Below are 14,767 nucleotides of genomic sequence, written 5' to 3'. Positions count from 1 at the left end.
CACCTCCCAAACTTGTCGTTCGGTGTGTGTCCGCGACGCTAGTCCGCCACGGGCAAGTGCGCCACTGTTCACGCAAATTTCGCGGAGTCAAGCCGCGCAGGTCACCAAAACCGCGCACGGAAGTACGCCGATTCGACTAAGAACGCGTACCGATTCGGTGACAGTCGCCCCGGTGGTGAGAACGTCGTCGACCACGACTACCTCGGCATTCGCCGCGATGACGGCCGGGTCGGCGAGCTGGGTCACCGTCATGATCTTGTCGCGCAGATTGTGGGCACGCTCGCGTGTCGTCAACCCCACCGAGTCGCGCACGCCGCGCCGCATCCGCAGCAGCGGCACGCTCCGGCTATCGATCAGCCACCGCGTGGCGGCGGCCGTCGCCCGCGCCACCGGGTCGCCGCCGCGGCGCCGGGCGGCCGCCGAGCGGGTCGGCGCCGGGACGAGCACCAGCGGGCGATCGGGGGCCCGCAGGCGGTCGAGAGCGAGCGCCAGGGCCAGGCCCAGCGGCGCGGCCAGGTCGCGCCTGCCGTGCTCCTTGGCCGCCAGTACGGCGCGGCGTCCCGCACCGCGATAGGGGCCAAGCGCCCAGCACGGGACGCCGGGATCGGTGCGCGGACGGACCCGCACCGGGCCCCGGCTCAGCTCGGCCGCGCAGCCGGGGCACCAGGCGTCGCCCACCGTCGCGCAGCCACCGCAGTGGACGGGCAGCACCAGATCGAGCAGGGCTCTCATAGCGGGTGAGTATCACAGCACCCACCGACAACTCAGCCGGGCAGCACCGGGACGACGCGTTCGCCGGTCAGGCCGGGCACCTCGCGCCAGAAGCGGTCGTTGCGGGCCGGGTCGGCGGTCTGCAACTGCAGGACGGCGCGGGAGTCGGCGACGTACTGGGTGGCGGGCGCGGCCGTCACCACCCGCACGGGCGGGGTCAGGTTCTGCGAGGTCACCGCGGAGAACTGGGACCCGTCGATGGAGACGGTGAAGACCGGGTCGACATTGCCCTCGCGCGCCACCATGATCGTGTCGCCGGTGACCCAGCTCAGCGAGACCGCGCGACTGCTCAGGCCGAGCGCGAGCGGCACCGGTGAGGTGAGCGCGTACTTGCCGTCGGGCCTGCGTTCGATCACCGCGACGTAGACCCGGCCGTCGGCGATCAGGGCGGCCCGCACACCGGTGCGCGAGACCGCGACCTCGCTGATCGGCGGACGCGGCGATCCCGAGCCCTCGAACAGGGCCGTGGTGTCGACGTCCTGGACCGAGACGTTGCCGGTGGCGCGATCGGTGACCGCCCGGATGACGTGGTCGCCGTCGAGCACCGTCCAGGCGGCGCCGCCGTCGGAGGTCCACGACGGGCGCGCGATGGTGGCGCCCTCGGCGACGGCGAAGGCCTTGGCGCCGTAGTTGCCGATCAGCAGGGTGCGGCCGGGTTCGGGCGCGGGCCTGCCGGTGTCGGCGACGGCGGCGACGAACTGGCCGTCGGCGGAGATGCCGACCGACTGCAGATTGGTCGCCTCGCCGAAGGAACCACTCGGGGTGACGATGCCGTCCGGGGTCACCTGCACCAGCGTGCCGTCGCGCAGGGCGTGCAGGCCGATCCGGTTCTGACCGGGGGCCGACGCGCTGTACTGGTCGAGATCGGCGACGGACCAGCCGTTGGCGTACCGGTCGTCGAGCGGTTTGCCGTCGGCGAGCAGCACGTACGGGCCGAGAATGTCGGCGCCGGCCAGTGTCATCACCACCTGCGCGGCGAGCAGTTCGCGGTCCTTCGGCCCGAGCTGACCGATCCCGGCGAAATCGATGCGCACCCCGCCGATGCCGATGCCGACCTCGCCCGGCTCGTTGCTGGCCTTGGTGATCGGGCCGCGCACGGTCACCGGCTGCGCGAGCTGATTGCGCACGACCGGCGCGATCGCCGACTGCGGGCCGGCGCCGAGCATGCCGACCAGCCGCTCGGTCAGCTGGGCGCGCGGCACCGAGATCCAGCGCGGGTCGGGGACCAGCACGGAACTGCCCGGATCGACGTACTGCAGGACGTAGCGGCGATAGGACTTGTCGAACGCGGTGGAATCCATGACGACGCCGTCGGGCAGCTCGGTGATCCGCCACTCGCCGTCGATCTTGCTCATCTCGATCTTGTTCTCGAGCGTGCCCTCGACCGCCCGGTAGCTGCCGTCCCCGGCCAGCTCGCCGACCTTGCGGGCGCGGATCACGTAGCTGGCCTTGTCGCCGGATCGCGATTCGCGCAGGGTGTCGGGCCGGTCGACGATGGTGATGCCCGCCTCGTCGTTCCATTCGCCCGCGGTGTCGGCGGCCATGTACTGGCGGGCCGCGGCGTGCCGGTTGGCCGGGTCGGCGCTGGCCGCCAGGAAGTCACCGACCAGCAGGTCGGGGTCGCGGCCGGAGGTGGGCGGCGGCGGGCCCTCCGAGGTCGGCGCGCGGTTGATCGTGCCGAGGGCCTGCGGCGCCGAGGACTCCGGCAGGCTGGCGCACCCGCTCAGCACCAGCACGCCGGCCAGTACGGCCGCGACCAGCGCGGCGGCCCGCCGTCCCCAGCGCTCACCCCGCACGTTCGTCATGACTGTCGGTCTCCGGTCTCGGTGGACATCGGCTGGTCGTCGGCGCCGGCTAGCCCGTTCGACGCGGGCGGCGCGTCGGCGTCAACGGGTGCTGCCTTCGAGTCTGCCCCTCCGCCGGGCTCGGTGTGCATTCCCTCGGTGGCACCGGTCTCGCCCGGGTCGGCCGGACTCGCCGCCGAGCCGCTGGGCTCGGTCCGGATCGCGCCGGAGTCCGCCGGATCCTGCTGGATCGCGGGCGACCCCGCGGGTTCGGTCTGGATCGCGCTCGGACCCGTCGGCTCGGTCCGGAGGTCGCCCGGCTCGGTCGACTCGCCGTCGCCGGGTTCGGGCTCGACCGGTTCGGGCTCGGCCTCGGGGAGCGCGGGGACCTTGCGCAGCATCGGTTCCAGGGCCAGCGGGCTCGCGCCCAGTTTGCGGCCGCGCACCATCGGCAGCAGCAGCCGGAAGCTGGCGCCGACGCCGGGATCGCCCCACGCCTCCAGCCTGCCTTCGTGCAGATTGGCGTCCTCGACGCTGATCGACAGGCCGAGTCCGGTGCCGCCGGAGCGCCGCACCCGGGACGGGTCCGAGCGCCAGAACCGGTTGAAGACGAGCTTCTCCTCGCCCGGCCGCAGACCGACACCCTGATCGCGCACGACGGTCGCGACCGCGTTGGCCTCGCCGTCACCGCGCATCCGGATCAGCACCGGCTTGCCCTCGCTGTGGTCGATCGCGTTGGCGAGCAGGTTGCGCAGCACGCGCTCGACGCGGCGCGGGTCGACCTCGGCGACGACCGGCTCCTCGGGCAGATCGATGACGACCTCGACGCCGGCCTCCTTGGCCAGGTGCCGCACCGTGGAGATCGCCGCCCGCGCGCACATCCGCATGTCGAGCGATTCCACCTGCAGCTCGGCCACACCGGCGTCGTGCCGGGAGATCTCGAGCAGGTCGTTGAGCAGGCCCTCGAACCGGTCCAGCTCGTTGACCAGCAGCTCGGAACTGCGGGCCAGCGCCGGATCGAGATCGTCGCTGGAGCCGTGGATGAGGTCGGCGGCCATGCGCACCGTGGTCAGCGGGGTGCGCAGCTCGTGGCTGACGTCGGAGGTGAACCGGCGTTGCAGATTGCCGAATTCCTCCAGCTGGGTGATCTGGTTGGACAGGCTCTCGGCCATCTCGTTGAACGCCTGCGCGAGGCGGGCCATGTCGTCCTCGCCGCGCACCAGCATGCGCTCCTTGAGCCTGCCGTCGGCGAAGCGACCGGCGATCCGCGCCGCCGACCGGATCGGCAGCACCACCTGCCTGGTCACCAGCGCGGTGATCGCGGCGAGCAGCACCAGCAGCACCACGCCGCCGATGAGCATCGTGCCGCGCATCAGCGACAAGCTCGCTTCCTCGCTGGCCAGCGGGAAGATGAGGTAGATCTCCAGGGTCGCGACCTCGGCGCTCGGGCTGCCGATGATCAGCGCGCGCCCGCGATAGCCGTCCGGGTCGGCGACGGTGGTGAACTGGTAGGAGACCTGGTTGCGCTGGACGAAGCGGCGCAGCTCCTGCGGCACCTCCGAGATGGGGCCGGTGGTGAGTTCCTGCGGCGGCGTGCCGCCGACCATCGCCAGCGCCGAGTCGAAACTACCGGCGGCGCCGCTGGACTGGCCGGTGCCGCCACGGCTGGACAGCGCGGCGCGGGCGTCGGCGAGCTGTTGCTGCTGACTGTTCGCGTCGTGCACGCCGGAGAGCTTGCCCTCGATCGTGCTGCGGGCACGATCCATCTCCTCGACGGCGGCGTTGATCTTGGCCTCGAGCAGCCGGTCGGTGATCTGACCGGTGAGCACGACACCGAGGATCGTGATCACGATGAGCGAGAGGGTCAGCGTGGACACGATGACACGCAGCTGCAGCGACCGGCGCCAGAGATGGCCCAGCGCGGTCCCGACAGCCTGGAACCAGGCCATGACCGGGGCCGCCCATCGCCGCAACTGCGTGACGAAGGTGTGCGCACGTCCGTCGTGCGCTGGAGGCGCTGACGCTGTACCGGCAGGTCGACCGTCGGTCACAGCGGCGCCTCACAGGTACCGATCACGGCGGTCCGGCCTTGTAGCCGACTCCGCGGACGGTCAGCACGATCTCCGGGTTCTCCGGATCCTTCTCGACCTTGGCGCGTAGTCGCTGCACGTGCACGTTGACCAGGCGGGTATCGGCGGCGTGCCGGTAGCCCCAGACCTGTTCGAGCAGCACCTCACGGGTGAACACCTGGCGCGGCTTGCGCGCGAGCGCGACCAGCAGGTCGAACTCCAGCGGGGTGAGCGAGATCTGCGCGCCGCCGCGGGTCACCTTGTGCGCGGGCACATCGATGACGATGTCGGCGATCGAGAGCAGCTCGGCGGGCTCGTCCTCGGTACGGCGCAGCCGCGCGCGCACCCGGGCGACGAGTTCCTTCGGCTTGAACGGCTTGACGATGTAATCGTCGGCACCGGACTCCAGACCGAGCACCACGTCGACCGTGTCGGTCTTGGCGGTGAGCATCACGATCGGAACGCCGGAATCGGCCCGGAGCACACGGCATACGTCGATGCCGTTCATCCCGGGCAGCATCAGGTCCAGCAACACCAGGTCGGGGCGGATCTCCCGCACCGCCGACAGGGCCTGCGTGCCGTCGCCGACCACGTGCGGGTCGAACCCTTCCCCGCGCAAGACGATGGTCAGCATCTCAGCGAGTGCCATATCGTCGTCGACGACCAGAATCTTGGGCTTCATAGTCCTATGTTGTCATCTCCCAGGCCAGGATCGGGCTGCCACGCCATTAATGATGTGAACCCGTCGCGTATCCAACCTTATCCGGCAAAGATTTCCGAGCAGAGGGTGAGTAGGGCGGGCCTATCGTCATCGGATCGGTATGTCCACCAGCGACCGAACCAGTCGCGGTCGGCCAGCTCACGATAGACCTCCCCGGTGCGGTGCTGCAGGCCGCCGTCGCGCTCGTAGGCGTCCAGGGCGCGGGCGGTGTCGAGTTCACCACGGCGGCGGGCACGTTCGGCCGCGACCTCGGTGGGCAGGTCGATCAGCACGGTGAGGTCGGGCACCGGCAGCGCGAGCCTGCCGAACTCCAGATCGCCCACCCAGGACACGATTTCACCGTCGGCGTCCTGCCCGGCCCTGGCCGCGGAATAGGCGGCGTTGGAGGCCACCCAGCGGTCCAGGACGACGATGTCGTTGGCGTCCAACAGGTTCGACAGCTCCGCACTCGCGTCGGCGCGGTCGAGGGCGAACATGATCGCCATCGCGTTGATCGACCCGGCGAGGTCGCCGTGCCCGCCCCGCAGGGCCTCGGCGGCCAGATCGGCGTGGATCGATCGGCCGTATTGCGGAAAGGCCAGGCGGCCTGCCCGCAGCCCCTTTCCGGACAATTCGTCGATCAGCCCGTCGATCAGCGTCCGTTTACCGGCGCCGTCGAGGCCTTCCACCGCAATCAGCACGCCCATGAGCGGTGAGATTACCCGGCCGGGGGCGGCGAACCGCGCAGGCCCCACCCCGGAATCACCGGCGGCCGCCGCGGCGCGACGACCAGCCGGGCGACCGACCGCTGTGTCGTCCGACGCGCCGGGCCGATGGGGACCGGATTACCCGTTTCACCTCCCGACAACGGTCTGAAGTGGTCTCATTCCAGAGTCCTCGGCGGATCGGCTCCGTCCGGGCTACCGGGGCGCACGCCAACCCAGCGCCCGCGCCGGGCCGCTCGATCCAGGAGTCATCATGCTCAACCGAACCGTTCTCCGTGCCGCCGTGGCCGCCGCCGCGCTCGGCATCGCCCTCGCGGGCTCCGGCGTCGCGACCGCCGCGCCGGCGGCCGACCCCATCGGCCGCGGCGACCACGCGCGCAGCGGCTCGGCCGCCCTGCTCAGCGGCTCGGCCGAGGCGGGCTCCGCCGCGGCGGGCTCCGCCGCCGAACTCGCCGCCTGCGCCCTCCTGGAAGCCGTCATCCCGCTGCCGGTCTGCCTGCTGCTGGTCTGATCCCCCCGAACACGACGGTGGCCCGCCGACCATCAGGTCGACGGGCCACCGTTCGTTCAGCGGCTCAGTAGCGGTAGTGCTCCGGCTTGTACGGGCCCTCCACATCCACGCCGATGTACTCGGCCTGGTCCTTGGTGAGCTTGGTCAGCGTGCCGCCGAGTGCCTCGACGTGGATGCGCGCGACCTTCTCGTCCAGGTGCTTGGGCAGCCGGTAGACCTCGTTGTCGTACTCCTCCGGCTTGGTCCACAGCTCGATCTGCGCGATGACCTGGTTGGAGAAGCTGTTCGACATGACGAACGAGGGGTGGCCGGTGGCGTTGCCCAGGTTCAGCAGGCGACCCTCCGAGAGCACGATAATCGCCTTGCCCGAGTCGAAGGTCCACAGGTCGACCTGCGGCTTGATCTCGAGGCGGTGGGCGCCCGAGCGCTCCAGCGCGGCCATATCGATCTCGTTGTCGAAGTGACCGATGTTGCCGAGGATGGCCTGGTCCTTCATCGCCTTCATGTGCTCGAGGGTGATGATGTCCTTGTTGCCCGTCGAGGTGATGACGATGTCGGCCTGGCCGATCGCCTGCTCCACGGTGACCACGTCGTAGCCGTCCATCAGCGCCTGCAGGGCGTTGATCGGGTCGATCTCGGTGACCTGCACGCGCGCGCCCTGGCCCGCCAGCGACTCCGCGCAGCCCTTGCCGACGTCGCCGTAGCCGCAGATCAGCACCTTCTTGCCACCGATGAGTACATCGGTGCCACGGTTGATGCCGTCGATCAGCGAGTGGCGGGTGCCGTACTTGTTGTCGAACTTCGACTTGGTGACCGAGTCGTTGACGTTGATCGCCGGGAACACCAGCTCACCCGCGGCGGCGAACTGGTACAGCCGCAGCACGCCGGTGGTGGTCTCCTCGGTGACGCCCTTGACCGCGTCGGCGATGACACTCCACTTGGTCTTGTCGGCCTCGAGGCTCTCGCGCAGCAGGTTGAGGAACACCTTGTACTCGGCCGAGTGGTCGGCGTCCTCGGGCGGCACCACGCCGGCCTTCTCGAACTGCGCGCCGCGCAGCACGAGCATGGTCGCGTCGCCACCGTCGTCGAGGATCATGTTGGCCGGCTCGCCCGGCCAGGTGAGCATCTGCTCGGCGGCCCACCAGTACTCCTCCAGCGTCTCGCCCTTCCAGGCGAAGACGGGGGTGCCCTTGGGCTCGTCGACGGTGCCGTTGGGCCCGACGACGATGGCCGCGGCCGCGTGATCCTGGGTGGAGAAGATGTTGCACGAAGCCCAGCGCACCTGCGCGCCGAGAGCGACGAGGGTTTCGATCAGGACGGCGGTCTGCACCGTCATGTGCAGCGATCCGGAGATGCGCGCGCCCTTGAGCGGCTGCACATCGTGGTATTCGCGGCGCAGAGCCATCAGGCCGGGCATCTCGTGCTCGGCGAGGCGGATCTCCTTGCGGCCGAATTCGGCCAGCGAGAGATCTGCCACCTTGTAATCGATGCCGTTGCGAACGTCGGCGGTCAGCTCGGTGCGCGCGGGAAGTTCTGAGGTCGTCATCAGCCTCTCCTGGTAGTCAGTACCGAGGCAAGGCTACCGCGTGCGCGCCCGCCCGTTTCCCGGTCCTCGGCGGGCGGCGGTCAGGCCGCCGCGCGGTATCGGGCCAGCAAACGCCGCTCCTTGGGCGGCGCGACATTGGCCAGCGACAGATCGCCGCCGTAATGGGCGGCCACCTTGGGATCCATCACCGCGCGCCACAGCGGCGGCACCGCCGCCAGCAGCAGCATCGTGGCGTAGCCGGCGGGCAGCTGCGGCGATTCCTCGGTGGATCGCAGGGTCTGATAGCGGCGGCCGGGGTTGGCGTGATGGTCGCTGTGGCGCTGCAGATGGAACAGGAAGATGTTGGTGACCAGGCGGTCGCTGTTCCAGCTGTCGCGCGGGGAGCAGCGTTCCCAGCGGCCGTTGGGCTTGCGGGCGCGCAGCAGTCCGTAGTGCTCGACGTAGTTCACGGCCTCCAGCAGCCCGAAGCCGATGACGGCCTGCAGGACCAGCCAGGGCGCGATCGCGGGCCCGAACGCCAGCAGCAGCGAACCGAACAGCACCGCACTCATCGACCACGCCTGCAGGATGTTGTTCTTGGTGCTCCACCAGCCCCGGCCCTGCCTGGCCAGCCGGGCCCGCTCGAGCTGGATCGCGGAGCGGAAGCCGCCGATCACACTGCGCGGCAAGAACTCCCACAGCGACTCCCCCAGCCGGGCGCTGGCCGGATCCTCGGGGGTCGCGACCCGGGCGTGATGGCCGCGATTGTGCTCGACGAAGAAGTGCCCGTACCCGGACTGGGCGAGCGCGATCTTCGACAGCAATCTTTCAGCACTCTCGACCCGGTGCCCCAATTCGTGGGCGGCGTTGATGCCGATCCCGCTGACGAAGCCGACGGTGGCGGCCAGCCCGAGCTTGTCGACGACGTCCAGATCGTCGCCAGCCCACATCGCGCAGGCGATCACCAGACCGATCAGCTGCACGGGCAGGAACAGGTAGGTGCACCACCGGTAGTACCGGTCGGAAGAGAGCGCTTCGTAGTCCTCGTCGCGCGGATTGTTGCCGTCCTCGCCGACGATCCAGTCCAGCACCGGAATGGCGATGAGCACGATCACCGGCCCGATCCACCAGAGCACTTCGGCCTTCGTGTGGTACACGAGCTGGGAGGGCAACAGTGCCGACGCGGGAGCGATCAGCCCCAAGGCCCATAGATACCGTTTGGGATCACGAAATCCCCCCGGTTTGCCAACCGTTTGCACGCACGCTCCGCTGTAAAAAAACTAATCGCCGACCGATGTGAATACTGACAGACCGTAGGCGCGTTACACAGAGTCACGCCGCCAAACGTGGTGACGGTTACACGGTGGCGAATCAGAGCCGATCAGACACCGGAGTGATCGCCGTCACCGAGCGGTGCCCGGATGCCGCGTACCTGCACGATCGCTTCGACGTACGGACTCAGCAGCGCGCTCATCTCGGCGGGCGCGTCCCGCTCCGGCACCGGCGGGTTCGGGATGTAGCTCAGCGCGATCCGCACCAGGGCGTGCGCGAGCACATCGGCCTCCGCGTCGGTGGCGTCGACCCAGCTGCGCTGGAACACCACGCCCAACCGCGCGGTGGCGTGTTCGAGCAGGGGGCCCGCGTCGAGGGTGATCAGCCGCAGCAGGTCCGGCTTCATCTCCCCGGCCAGCAGCGAGCGCACCAGCGGGTCGGCCGCGGCCGACAGGAAGAACCCGGTCATGCCGACCCGGATGGCGGCGCGGGCGTCGCCGACATTGTCGTCGAGCGCCTCGCGCACATGGTCGACGAGTTCGTCGGCCAGCCGCAGCGCGTAGGCCTGCGACAGACCGGCGCGCGATCCGAACTCGTTGTAGAGCGTCTGCCTGCTGACGCCGGCGCGCGCCGCGACATCACCGAGCGTGATCTTGGACCAATCACGCTCGGTGAGCAGTTCGCGCATCCCGTCCAGGACGGAGGTGCGCAGCAATTCCCGCGCGGCCTCCTGATACGGGATGCGCGATCCGGTGCGCGGCGTGCCCGCGACGCTCACGAACGTTCGATCTCGACCATGAAGAAGTCGGACTTGGCCGCGCCGCAGTCGGGGCAGGTCCAGTTGTCCGGGATGTCCTCCCACTTGGTGCCGGGGGCGATGTTGTCATCGGGCCAGCCCTGCGCCTCGTCGTATTCGAACCCGCACTGCACACACTGGTAGAGCTTGTACTCGGTCACCGCGATACTCCTACCGCCTCGAAGTCGATCTTCTCCCGCACCCCGCAGTCCGGACAGCACCAGTCGTCGGGAACCGACGCCCAGGGCGTGCCGGCCGGAAATCCCTCTCGCGGGGCTCCTTTCGTTTCGTCGTAGACATAATCACAGACCGGGCAGCGGTACGCACTCATGCCGGATTCTCCTGTCCGTACCGGGCGAGCACCCGCCCGCGATGCTTCGGTTCGATATTGGCGCGGGTGACGTCACCCGCGTAGTGCGCGAGCACGCGCTTGTCCATCACCCTGCGCCAGATGGGCGGGAAGTAGGCGATCAGGATCATGCTCGCGTAGCCGCTGGGCAGGTTGGGCGCACCGTCCCAGCTGCGCAGCGTCTGATAGCGGCGGGTGGGGTACGCGTGGTGGTCGCTGTGCCGCTGCAGGTGGTAGAGGAAGATGTTGGTGACGATGTGGTCGCTGTTCCAGCTGTGCTCGGGCGCGGGCCGCTCGTAGCGCCCGGTCGCCGTCTTCTGCCGGACCAGGCCGTAGTGCTCGAGGTAGTTCACCGACTCGAGCAGGCTGAACCCGACGACGGCCTGCAGGATCAGATACGGCAGCACCTCGATGCCGAAGACCGCGATCAGGCCCAGCCACAGCACCACCGACATCGCCCAGGCGTTGAGCACGTCGTTGCGCAGGGTCCACGGGCTCTTGCCCAGCCGGTGCAGGCGCTCCTTCTCCAGATGCCAGGCCGAGCGGAAGCTGCCCCACACCGTGCGCGGCCAGAACGACCAGAACGTCTCGCCGATGCGGGCGCTGGCCGGATCCTCGGGGGTGGCGACGCGGACGTGGTGCCCACGGTTGTGCTCGATGTAGAAGTGCCCGTAGAACGATTGCGCCAGCGCGATGCGCGCGAGCCAGCGCTCCAGATCGACCTTCTTGTGGCCGAGTTCGTGCGCGGTGTTGATGCCGATGCCGCCGATCATGCCGACGCTGATCGCGATGCCGATCTTGTCCACCACGTTGGCCCCGCCGGGGAAGCCGAGCCAGTGCAGATTCGGCGCGGTGATGATGTAGCAGGCGAAGATCAGCGAGGCGTACTGGAACGGCAGGTACAGGTAGGTCAGGTAGCGGTAGTACTTGTCGTTCTCCAGGTACTCCATCACCTCGTCCGGCGGATTGTTGCCGTCGGGCCCGAAGAACAGGTCCGCGATCGGGATCACGATGTACACCAGCACCGGCCCGAGCCAGAACGGCACTTCGGCCAGGCGGTGCCAGCCGAGCTGGTTGAGTCCCCAGATCAGGGGGATCGCGATCGTGAACAACCCGGTCGGGGCGAACAGGCCCCACAACCAGAGATAGCGCTTGGAATCGCGCCACTGCGGGGGCGCCACCCGCTGTTCGGACGCGTTGGCATCTGTCGACATCGTCGTCTCCATCCTGCGACACACCTCACACCTGTGATGTGCGTAACTCTCTGTCACAGACGATAGGTCCCGATTTGTCCGGCGTCTAGACAAATTCGCAGATTTGTAAAGCTGCAACAGTCGGATAACGGAACAGCGACCGTGCCCACCTGGGCACGATCGCTGTCATCGCAGGTCGGAGACCTATTCAGGGTCCTATACGCCCGCCAGCAGGACATCGGCACCGGCCGGTAGCCCGGCCACCGGCCACCACCGCAGATCCGTCGACTCGGCGCTGCGAACGGGCACCGCGCCCGGCGGCGCGACGATCTCGAACAGCAGGTCAAGGTGCCGCGTCGGCACCCCGAGCGAGCAGGTGATCGGGTGCGCCTGCGCGCCGTACAGACCCGGCGTCAGACGCAGGTCCGCGATGCCCGACTCCTCCACCGCCTCGCGCAGCGCGGCGTCGGCGACCGTCTCGTCCCCCGGCTCGCAGTGCCCGCCGAGCTGGATCCAGCGGCCCACCCGCGGATGCAGGGTCAGCAGGATCTCGCTGCGGTCGTGCGAGAGCACGATCGCCGAGGCGGTGATGTGCCCCGGCGCGTGCTCGCGCAGGCACCCACGCGGCGCCGAACCGAGAAACGCCAGCATCGCCTCACGCAGCGACCGGTCCTGGCCGGACTCCGGCTGCCAGTCGGTGAGCAGCTCGGTGGCCGAGGCGTGCAGCGACTCCGCGCTCACAGTTCGACCAGGCCCGCGCCCGGCGAGCCGACCGTCCGTGGCGCGGGTTCGTCGAGCGGCACACCGATCGCGATGGCGCCCAACGGCATCCAGTCCTCGTCCAGGCCCAGGGTCTCGCGGACCAGCTCGGGGGCGAAGATCGTCGACCCGATCCAGCAGCTGCCGAGGCCGTCGGCGGCCAGCGCCACCAGCAGGCCCTGCACCGCGGCGCCGACCGCGACCGTGAACATGGTCTGCTCGGCGGCCTGGCGACGGGCGTCGGGATAGTCGTGCGCGCCGTCGGGCACGCAGAACGGGATGATCACCTCGGGGGCGTCGAACAGGATGCGCCCGCGCGCGACCCGGCGCTCCACCCGCTCGGGGTCGAGCCCGTCGGCGGCCAGATCGGCGCGCCACTGCTCGGCCATCGCCTCGAGCAGCTGGGCGCGCAGCTTCGGCTTGCGCAGCCAGACGAAGCGCACCGGGCGGGTGTGATGCGGTGCGGGCGCCGTCAGCCCGACCGCGACGGCGGCCCTGATCCGTTCCGGGTCGACCGGCTCGTCGGCGAAGGCGCGGACCGAACGCCGCAGCGGCACAGCCTCTTTGCGGCCCATCTCGATCGCCTCGGCGGTGCCGAGCCAGAACAGGTCGTCGATGCCGCCGCGCAGCAGCGCAGCCGCGCTCGATCCGTCGTCGTCGGTCGCCAGGCCGCGCACCACCGCGACCGGGACGCCGCCGAGCTTGCCCTTGACCAGGTCGGCGGCGGCGGCGAGTTCGTCGGCGACGGCCACCTGGGTGACGTGCAGTTCGTTGCCCTGGCCGTCGACCGCGCCCGCGTAGTCGTGCAGCACGCGCAGCCCGGCCGCGCCGATCGCGGCGTCGATCTGGCCGTTGCGCCAGGCCCGGCCCATGGTGTCGGTGATGACCACGGCCACGTTCACCCCGAGCCGCTGGGCCAGCGCGGCCCGCAGCGACTTGGCGCTGGCGTCGGGATCGGTCGGCAGCAGCACCAGTTCGCCCTCGGCCACGTTCGAACCGTCGACGCCGGACGCGGCCTGCACGATGCCGAGCCGGTTCTCGGTGATGAGGGTGCGGCCCTTGCGGGCGAGCACCCGCACCGCCTCGTCGTCGACCAGCTTGCGGCGGGCGGTGTCGCGCTCCTCCGGATCGGTCGGCGCGGCGACGATGCGGCCCTCGGCCTTGGAGACGATCTTGCTGGTGACCACGACGACGTCGCCGTCGGCCAGCCACGGCGCCTGTGCGGCAAGGTGTTCGGCGACGTCGTCGCCGGGCCGGAACTCCGGCAGGCCGGTCACCGGCAGGATGCGCAGCTCGTCGGCCGCGTGGTCGGGCAGTACGCTCACGGCTTCACTCCCGCCAATTCCAGTGCGGCACGGGCCATCTCGGCCGTGGCTTCGGGGTCGGTCATCAGCAGCGGCACGCTGCGCACCTCGACGCCGGGCACGTCGGCGGTGTCGGTGGAGTGCACCAGCCAGCCGTCGAGGATGCCGGTGGCCGAGCGGGCGCCGTAGTGCCGCCCGATCGCCTCGGCGGTGGATTCCACGCCGATCACCGACAGGCACTCATCGGCCATGCCGCGCAACGGCTTTCCGTCGATCACCGGCGACAGGCCGATGACCTTCGCCTCGGTGGTGCGCAACGCGCCCCTGATCCCGGGCACGGCGAGGATCGCGCCGATGCTCACGACGGGGTTAGACGGGGCCAGCAACACCGCGTCGGCGGACGCTATGATTTCGGTCACATCCGGGGCCGGGGCGGCCTGTTCGGCACCGATCGAGGCGAATCCGTGCGTCGGGAGCGCCGCGCGGTACCGCACCCACCATTCCTGGAAGTGGATCGCGCGACGTTCGCCGGCGTTGTCGGGATCGCTGACGACGACGTGGGTTTCACAGCGATCGTCGGTAGCCGGAATCAGGCGCACGCCCGGTTGCCACCGATTGCACAGCGCCTCGGTGACCGCGGACAGCGGATATCCGGCGCGCAGCATCTCGGTGCGGATGAGATGGGTGGCGATATCGCGATCGCCGAGGCCGAACCAATCGGGCTGGGCGTTGTACTTGGCCAGCTCCTCTTTCGCGTGCCAGGTCTCGTTCGCGTGGCCCCACCCGCGCTCGGGGTCGATGCCGCCACCGAGGGTGTACATGCAGGTGTCGAGGTCGGGACAGATGCGAAGCCCGTGCATCCAGACGTCGTCGCCGACGTTGACGATGGCGGAGATGTCGGCATCGGGCAGCAGCTGCCTGACGCCTTGCAGGAACCGTGCACCGCCGACGCCGCCGACCAGAACGGCGATCTTGGGCTCGCGCACCGCGTGTTGTGCAGTCACAGGGT

Annotated in this window: 15 protein-coding genes; 1 reads left to right on the top strand and 14 read right to left on the bottom strand. The window is 69.8% G+C overall.

All coding sequences use genetic code 11. The features are described from left to right. Positions 1-87 precede the first annotated feature (87 nt). The 5 genes from AB0H54_RS07100 to AB0H54_RS07080 all read right to left on the bottom strand — a co-directional run bounded on the left by AB0H54_RS07100 (position 88) and on the right by AB0H54_RS07080 (position 6,031). The gene (locus AB0H54_RS07100) at positions 88-732 is read right to left on the bottom strand and encodes a ComF family protein (RefSeq protein WP_357343411.1); all 645 of its coding nucleotides are present in this window, start codon (positions 730-732) and stop codon (positions 88-90) included. Between the two features lie 32 nt (positions 733-764). After that, positions 765-2,576: an MtrAB system accessory lipoprotein LpqB gene (lpqB, locus tag AB0H54_RS07095; protein WP_357343409.1), complete on the bottom strand. Its 1,812-nt coding sequence runs from the start codon at positions 2,574-2,576 to the stop codon at positions 765-767. Then, on the bottom strand, positions 2,573-4,504 hold the full coding sequence (mtrB, locus tag AB0H54_RS07090) for an MtrAB system histidine kinase MtrB (RefSeq protein ID WP_357343406.1): 1,932 nt from the start codon (positions 4,502-4,504) through the stop codon (positions 2,573-2,575). The genes lpqB and mtrB overlap by 4 nt, the downstream gene beginning before the upstream one ends. 124 nt (positions 4,505-4,628) lie before the next feature. Further along, positions 4,629-5,306 (bottom strand): MtrAB system response regulator MtrA, encoded by a 678-nt coding sequence (gene mtrA / locus AB0H54_RS07085; protein WP_019048752.1) that lies wholly within the window; start codon positions 5,304-5,306, stop codon positions 4,629-4,631. Positions 5,307-5,383: 77 nt separating this feature from the next. Beyond that, the gene (locus AB0H54_RS07080; protein ID WP_357343404.1) at positions 5,384-6,031 is read right to left on the bottom strand and encodes a dTMP kinase; all 648 of its coding nucleotides are present in this window, start codon (positions 6,029-6,031) and stop codon (positions 5,384-5,386) included. A gap of 271 nt (positions 6,032-6,302) precedes the next feature. Here AB0H54_RS07080 and AB0H54_RS07075 point away from each other — a divergent pair, with 271 nt between their 5' ends. Then, on the top strand, positions 6,303-6,560 hold the full coding sequence (locus AB0H54_RS07075) for a hypothetical protein (protein ID WP_357343402.1): 258 nt from the start codon (positions 6,303-6,305) through the stop codon (positions 6,558-6,560). A gap of 64 nt (positions 6,561-6,624) precedes the next feature. Here the strand turns inward: AB0H54_RS07075 and ahcY are convergent, their stop codons facing one another. From ahcY to cofD, 9 genes are all read right to left on the bottom strand, one after another. Next, a complete protein-coding gene (gene ahcY / locus AB0H54_RS07070; RefSeq protein ID WP_357343400.1) occupies positions 6,625-8,106 on the bottom strand; it encodes an adenosylhomocysteinase in 1,482 nt (493 codons plus the stop codon). A gap of 80 nt (positions 8,107-8,186) precedes the next feature. Then, complete coding sequence (locus AB0H54_RS07065; protein WP_357343398.1) at positions 8,187-9,242, bottom strand: alkane 1-monooxygenase; 1,056 nt, start codon at positions 9,240-9,242, stop codon at positions 8,187-8,189. A gap of 224 nt (positions 9,243-9,466) precedes the next feature. Continuing rightward, positions 9,467-10,135, bottom strand: coding sequence for a TetR family transcriptional regulator (locus tag AB0H54_RS07060; RefSeq protein WP_357343396.1), 669 nt, complete (start codon positions 10,133-10,135; stop codon positions 9,467-9,469). Then, positions 10,132-10,314 (bottom strand): rubredoxin, encoded by a 183-nt coding sequence (locus AB0H54_RS07055; RefSeq protein ID WP_189026616.1) that lies wholly within the window; start codon positions 10,312-10,314, stop codon positions 10,132-10,134. Before AB0H54_RS07055 ends, AB0H54_RS07060 begins: the two co-directional genes overlap by 4 nt. Further along, complete coding sequence (locus AB0H54_RS07050; protein WP_218718627.1) at positions 10,311-10,484, bottom strand: rubredoxin; 174 nt, start codon at positions 10,482-10,484, stop codon at positions 10,311-10,313. The genes AB0H54_RS07055 and AB0H54_RS07050 overlap by 4 nt, the downstream gene beginning before the upstream one ends. After that, complete coding sequence (locus AB0H54_RS07045; RefSeq protein WP_357343393.1) at positions 10,481-11,716, bottom strand: alkane 1-monooxygenase; 1,236 nt, start codon at positions 11,714-11,716, stop codon at positions 10,481-10,483. Before AB0H54_RS07045 ends, AB0H54_RS07050 begins: the two co-directional genes overlap by 4 nt. Positions 11,717-11,911: 195 nt before the next feature. Then, positions 11,912-12,436 carry an NUDIX domain-containing protein gene (locus tag AB0H54_RS07040; RefSeq protein WP_357343391.1) on the bottom strand — a complete coding sequence of 175 codons (525 nt, stop codon included), beginning with the start codon at positions 12,434-12,436 and terminating at the stop codon, positions 11,912-11,914. Further along, on the bottom strand, positions 12,433-13,779 hold the full coding sequence (locus tag AB0H54_RS07035; protein ID WP_357343389.1) for a coenzyme F420-0:L-glutamate ligase: 1,347 nt from the start codon (positions 13,777-13,779) through the stop codon (positions 12,433-12,435). Before AB0H54_RS07035 ends, AB0H54_RS07040 begins: the two co-directional genes overlap by 4 nt. Then, the gene (gene cofD / locus AB0H54_RS07030) at positions 13,776-14,762 is read right to left on the bottom strand and encodes a 2-phospho-L-lactate transferase (RefSeq protein WP_355276160.1); all 987 of its coding nucleotides are present in this window, start codon (positions 14,760-14,762) and stop codon (positions 13,776-13,778) included. Before cofD ends, AB0H54_RS07035 begins: the two co-directional genes overlap by 4 nt. Positions 14,763-14,767: the final 5 nt, after the last annotated feature.

This window comes from Nocardia sp. NPDC050718 (assembly GCF_040654235.1).
Classification (GTDB): domain Bacteria; phylum Actinomycetota; class Actinomycetes; order Mycobacteriales; family Mycobacteriaceae; genus Nocardia.
This window is presented reverse-complemented; position numbering and strand designations above follow the sequence as displayed.

Bases quoted from the DNA above. Each gene is read 5' to 3' on its own strand.
- AB0H54_RS07100 (WP_357343411.1), bottom strand. From the start codon at position 732: ATGAGAGCCCTGCTCGATCTGGTGCTGCCCGTCCACTGCGGTGGCTGC.
- lpqB (WP_357343409.1), bottom strand. From the start codon at position 2,576: ATGACGAACGTGCGGGGTGAGCGCTGGGGACGGCGGGCCGCCGCGCTG.
- mtrB (WP_357343406.1), bottom strand. From the start codon at position 4,504: ATGGCCTGGTTCCAGGCTGTCGGGACCGCGCTGGGCCATCTCTGGCGC.
- mtrA (WP_019048752.1), bottom strand. From the start codon at position 5,306: ATGAAGCCCAAGATTCTGGTCGTCGACGACGATATGGCACTCGCTGAG.
- AB0H54_RS07080 (WP_357343404.1), bottom strand. From the start codon at position 6,031: ATGGGCGTGCTGATTGCGGTGGAAGGCCTCGACGGCGCCGGTAAACGG.
- AB0H54_RS07075 (WP_357343402.1), top strand. From the start codon at position 6,303: ATGCTCAACCGAACCGTTCTCCGTGCCGCCGTGGCCGCCGCCGCGCTC.
- ahcY (WP_357343400.1), bottom strand. From the start codon at position 8,106: ATGACGACCTCAGAACTTCCCGCGCGCACCGAGCTGACCGCCGACGTT.
- AB0H54_RS07050 (WP_218718627.1), bottom strand. From the start codon at position 10,484: ATGAGTGCGTACCGCTGCCCGGTCTGTGATTATGTCTACGACGAAACG.
- AB0H54_RS07045 (WP_357343393.1), bottom strand. From the start codon at position 11,716: ATGTCGACAGATGCCAACGCGTCCGAACAGCGGGTGGCGCCCCCGCAG.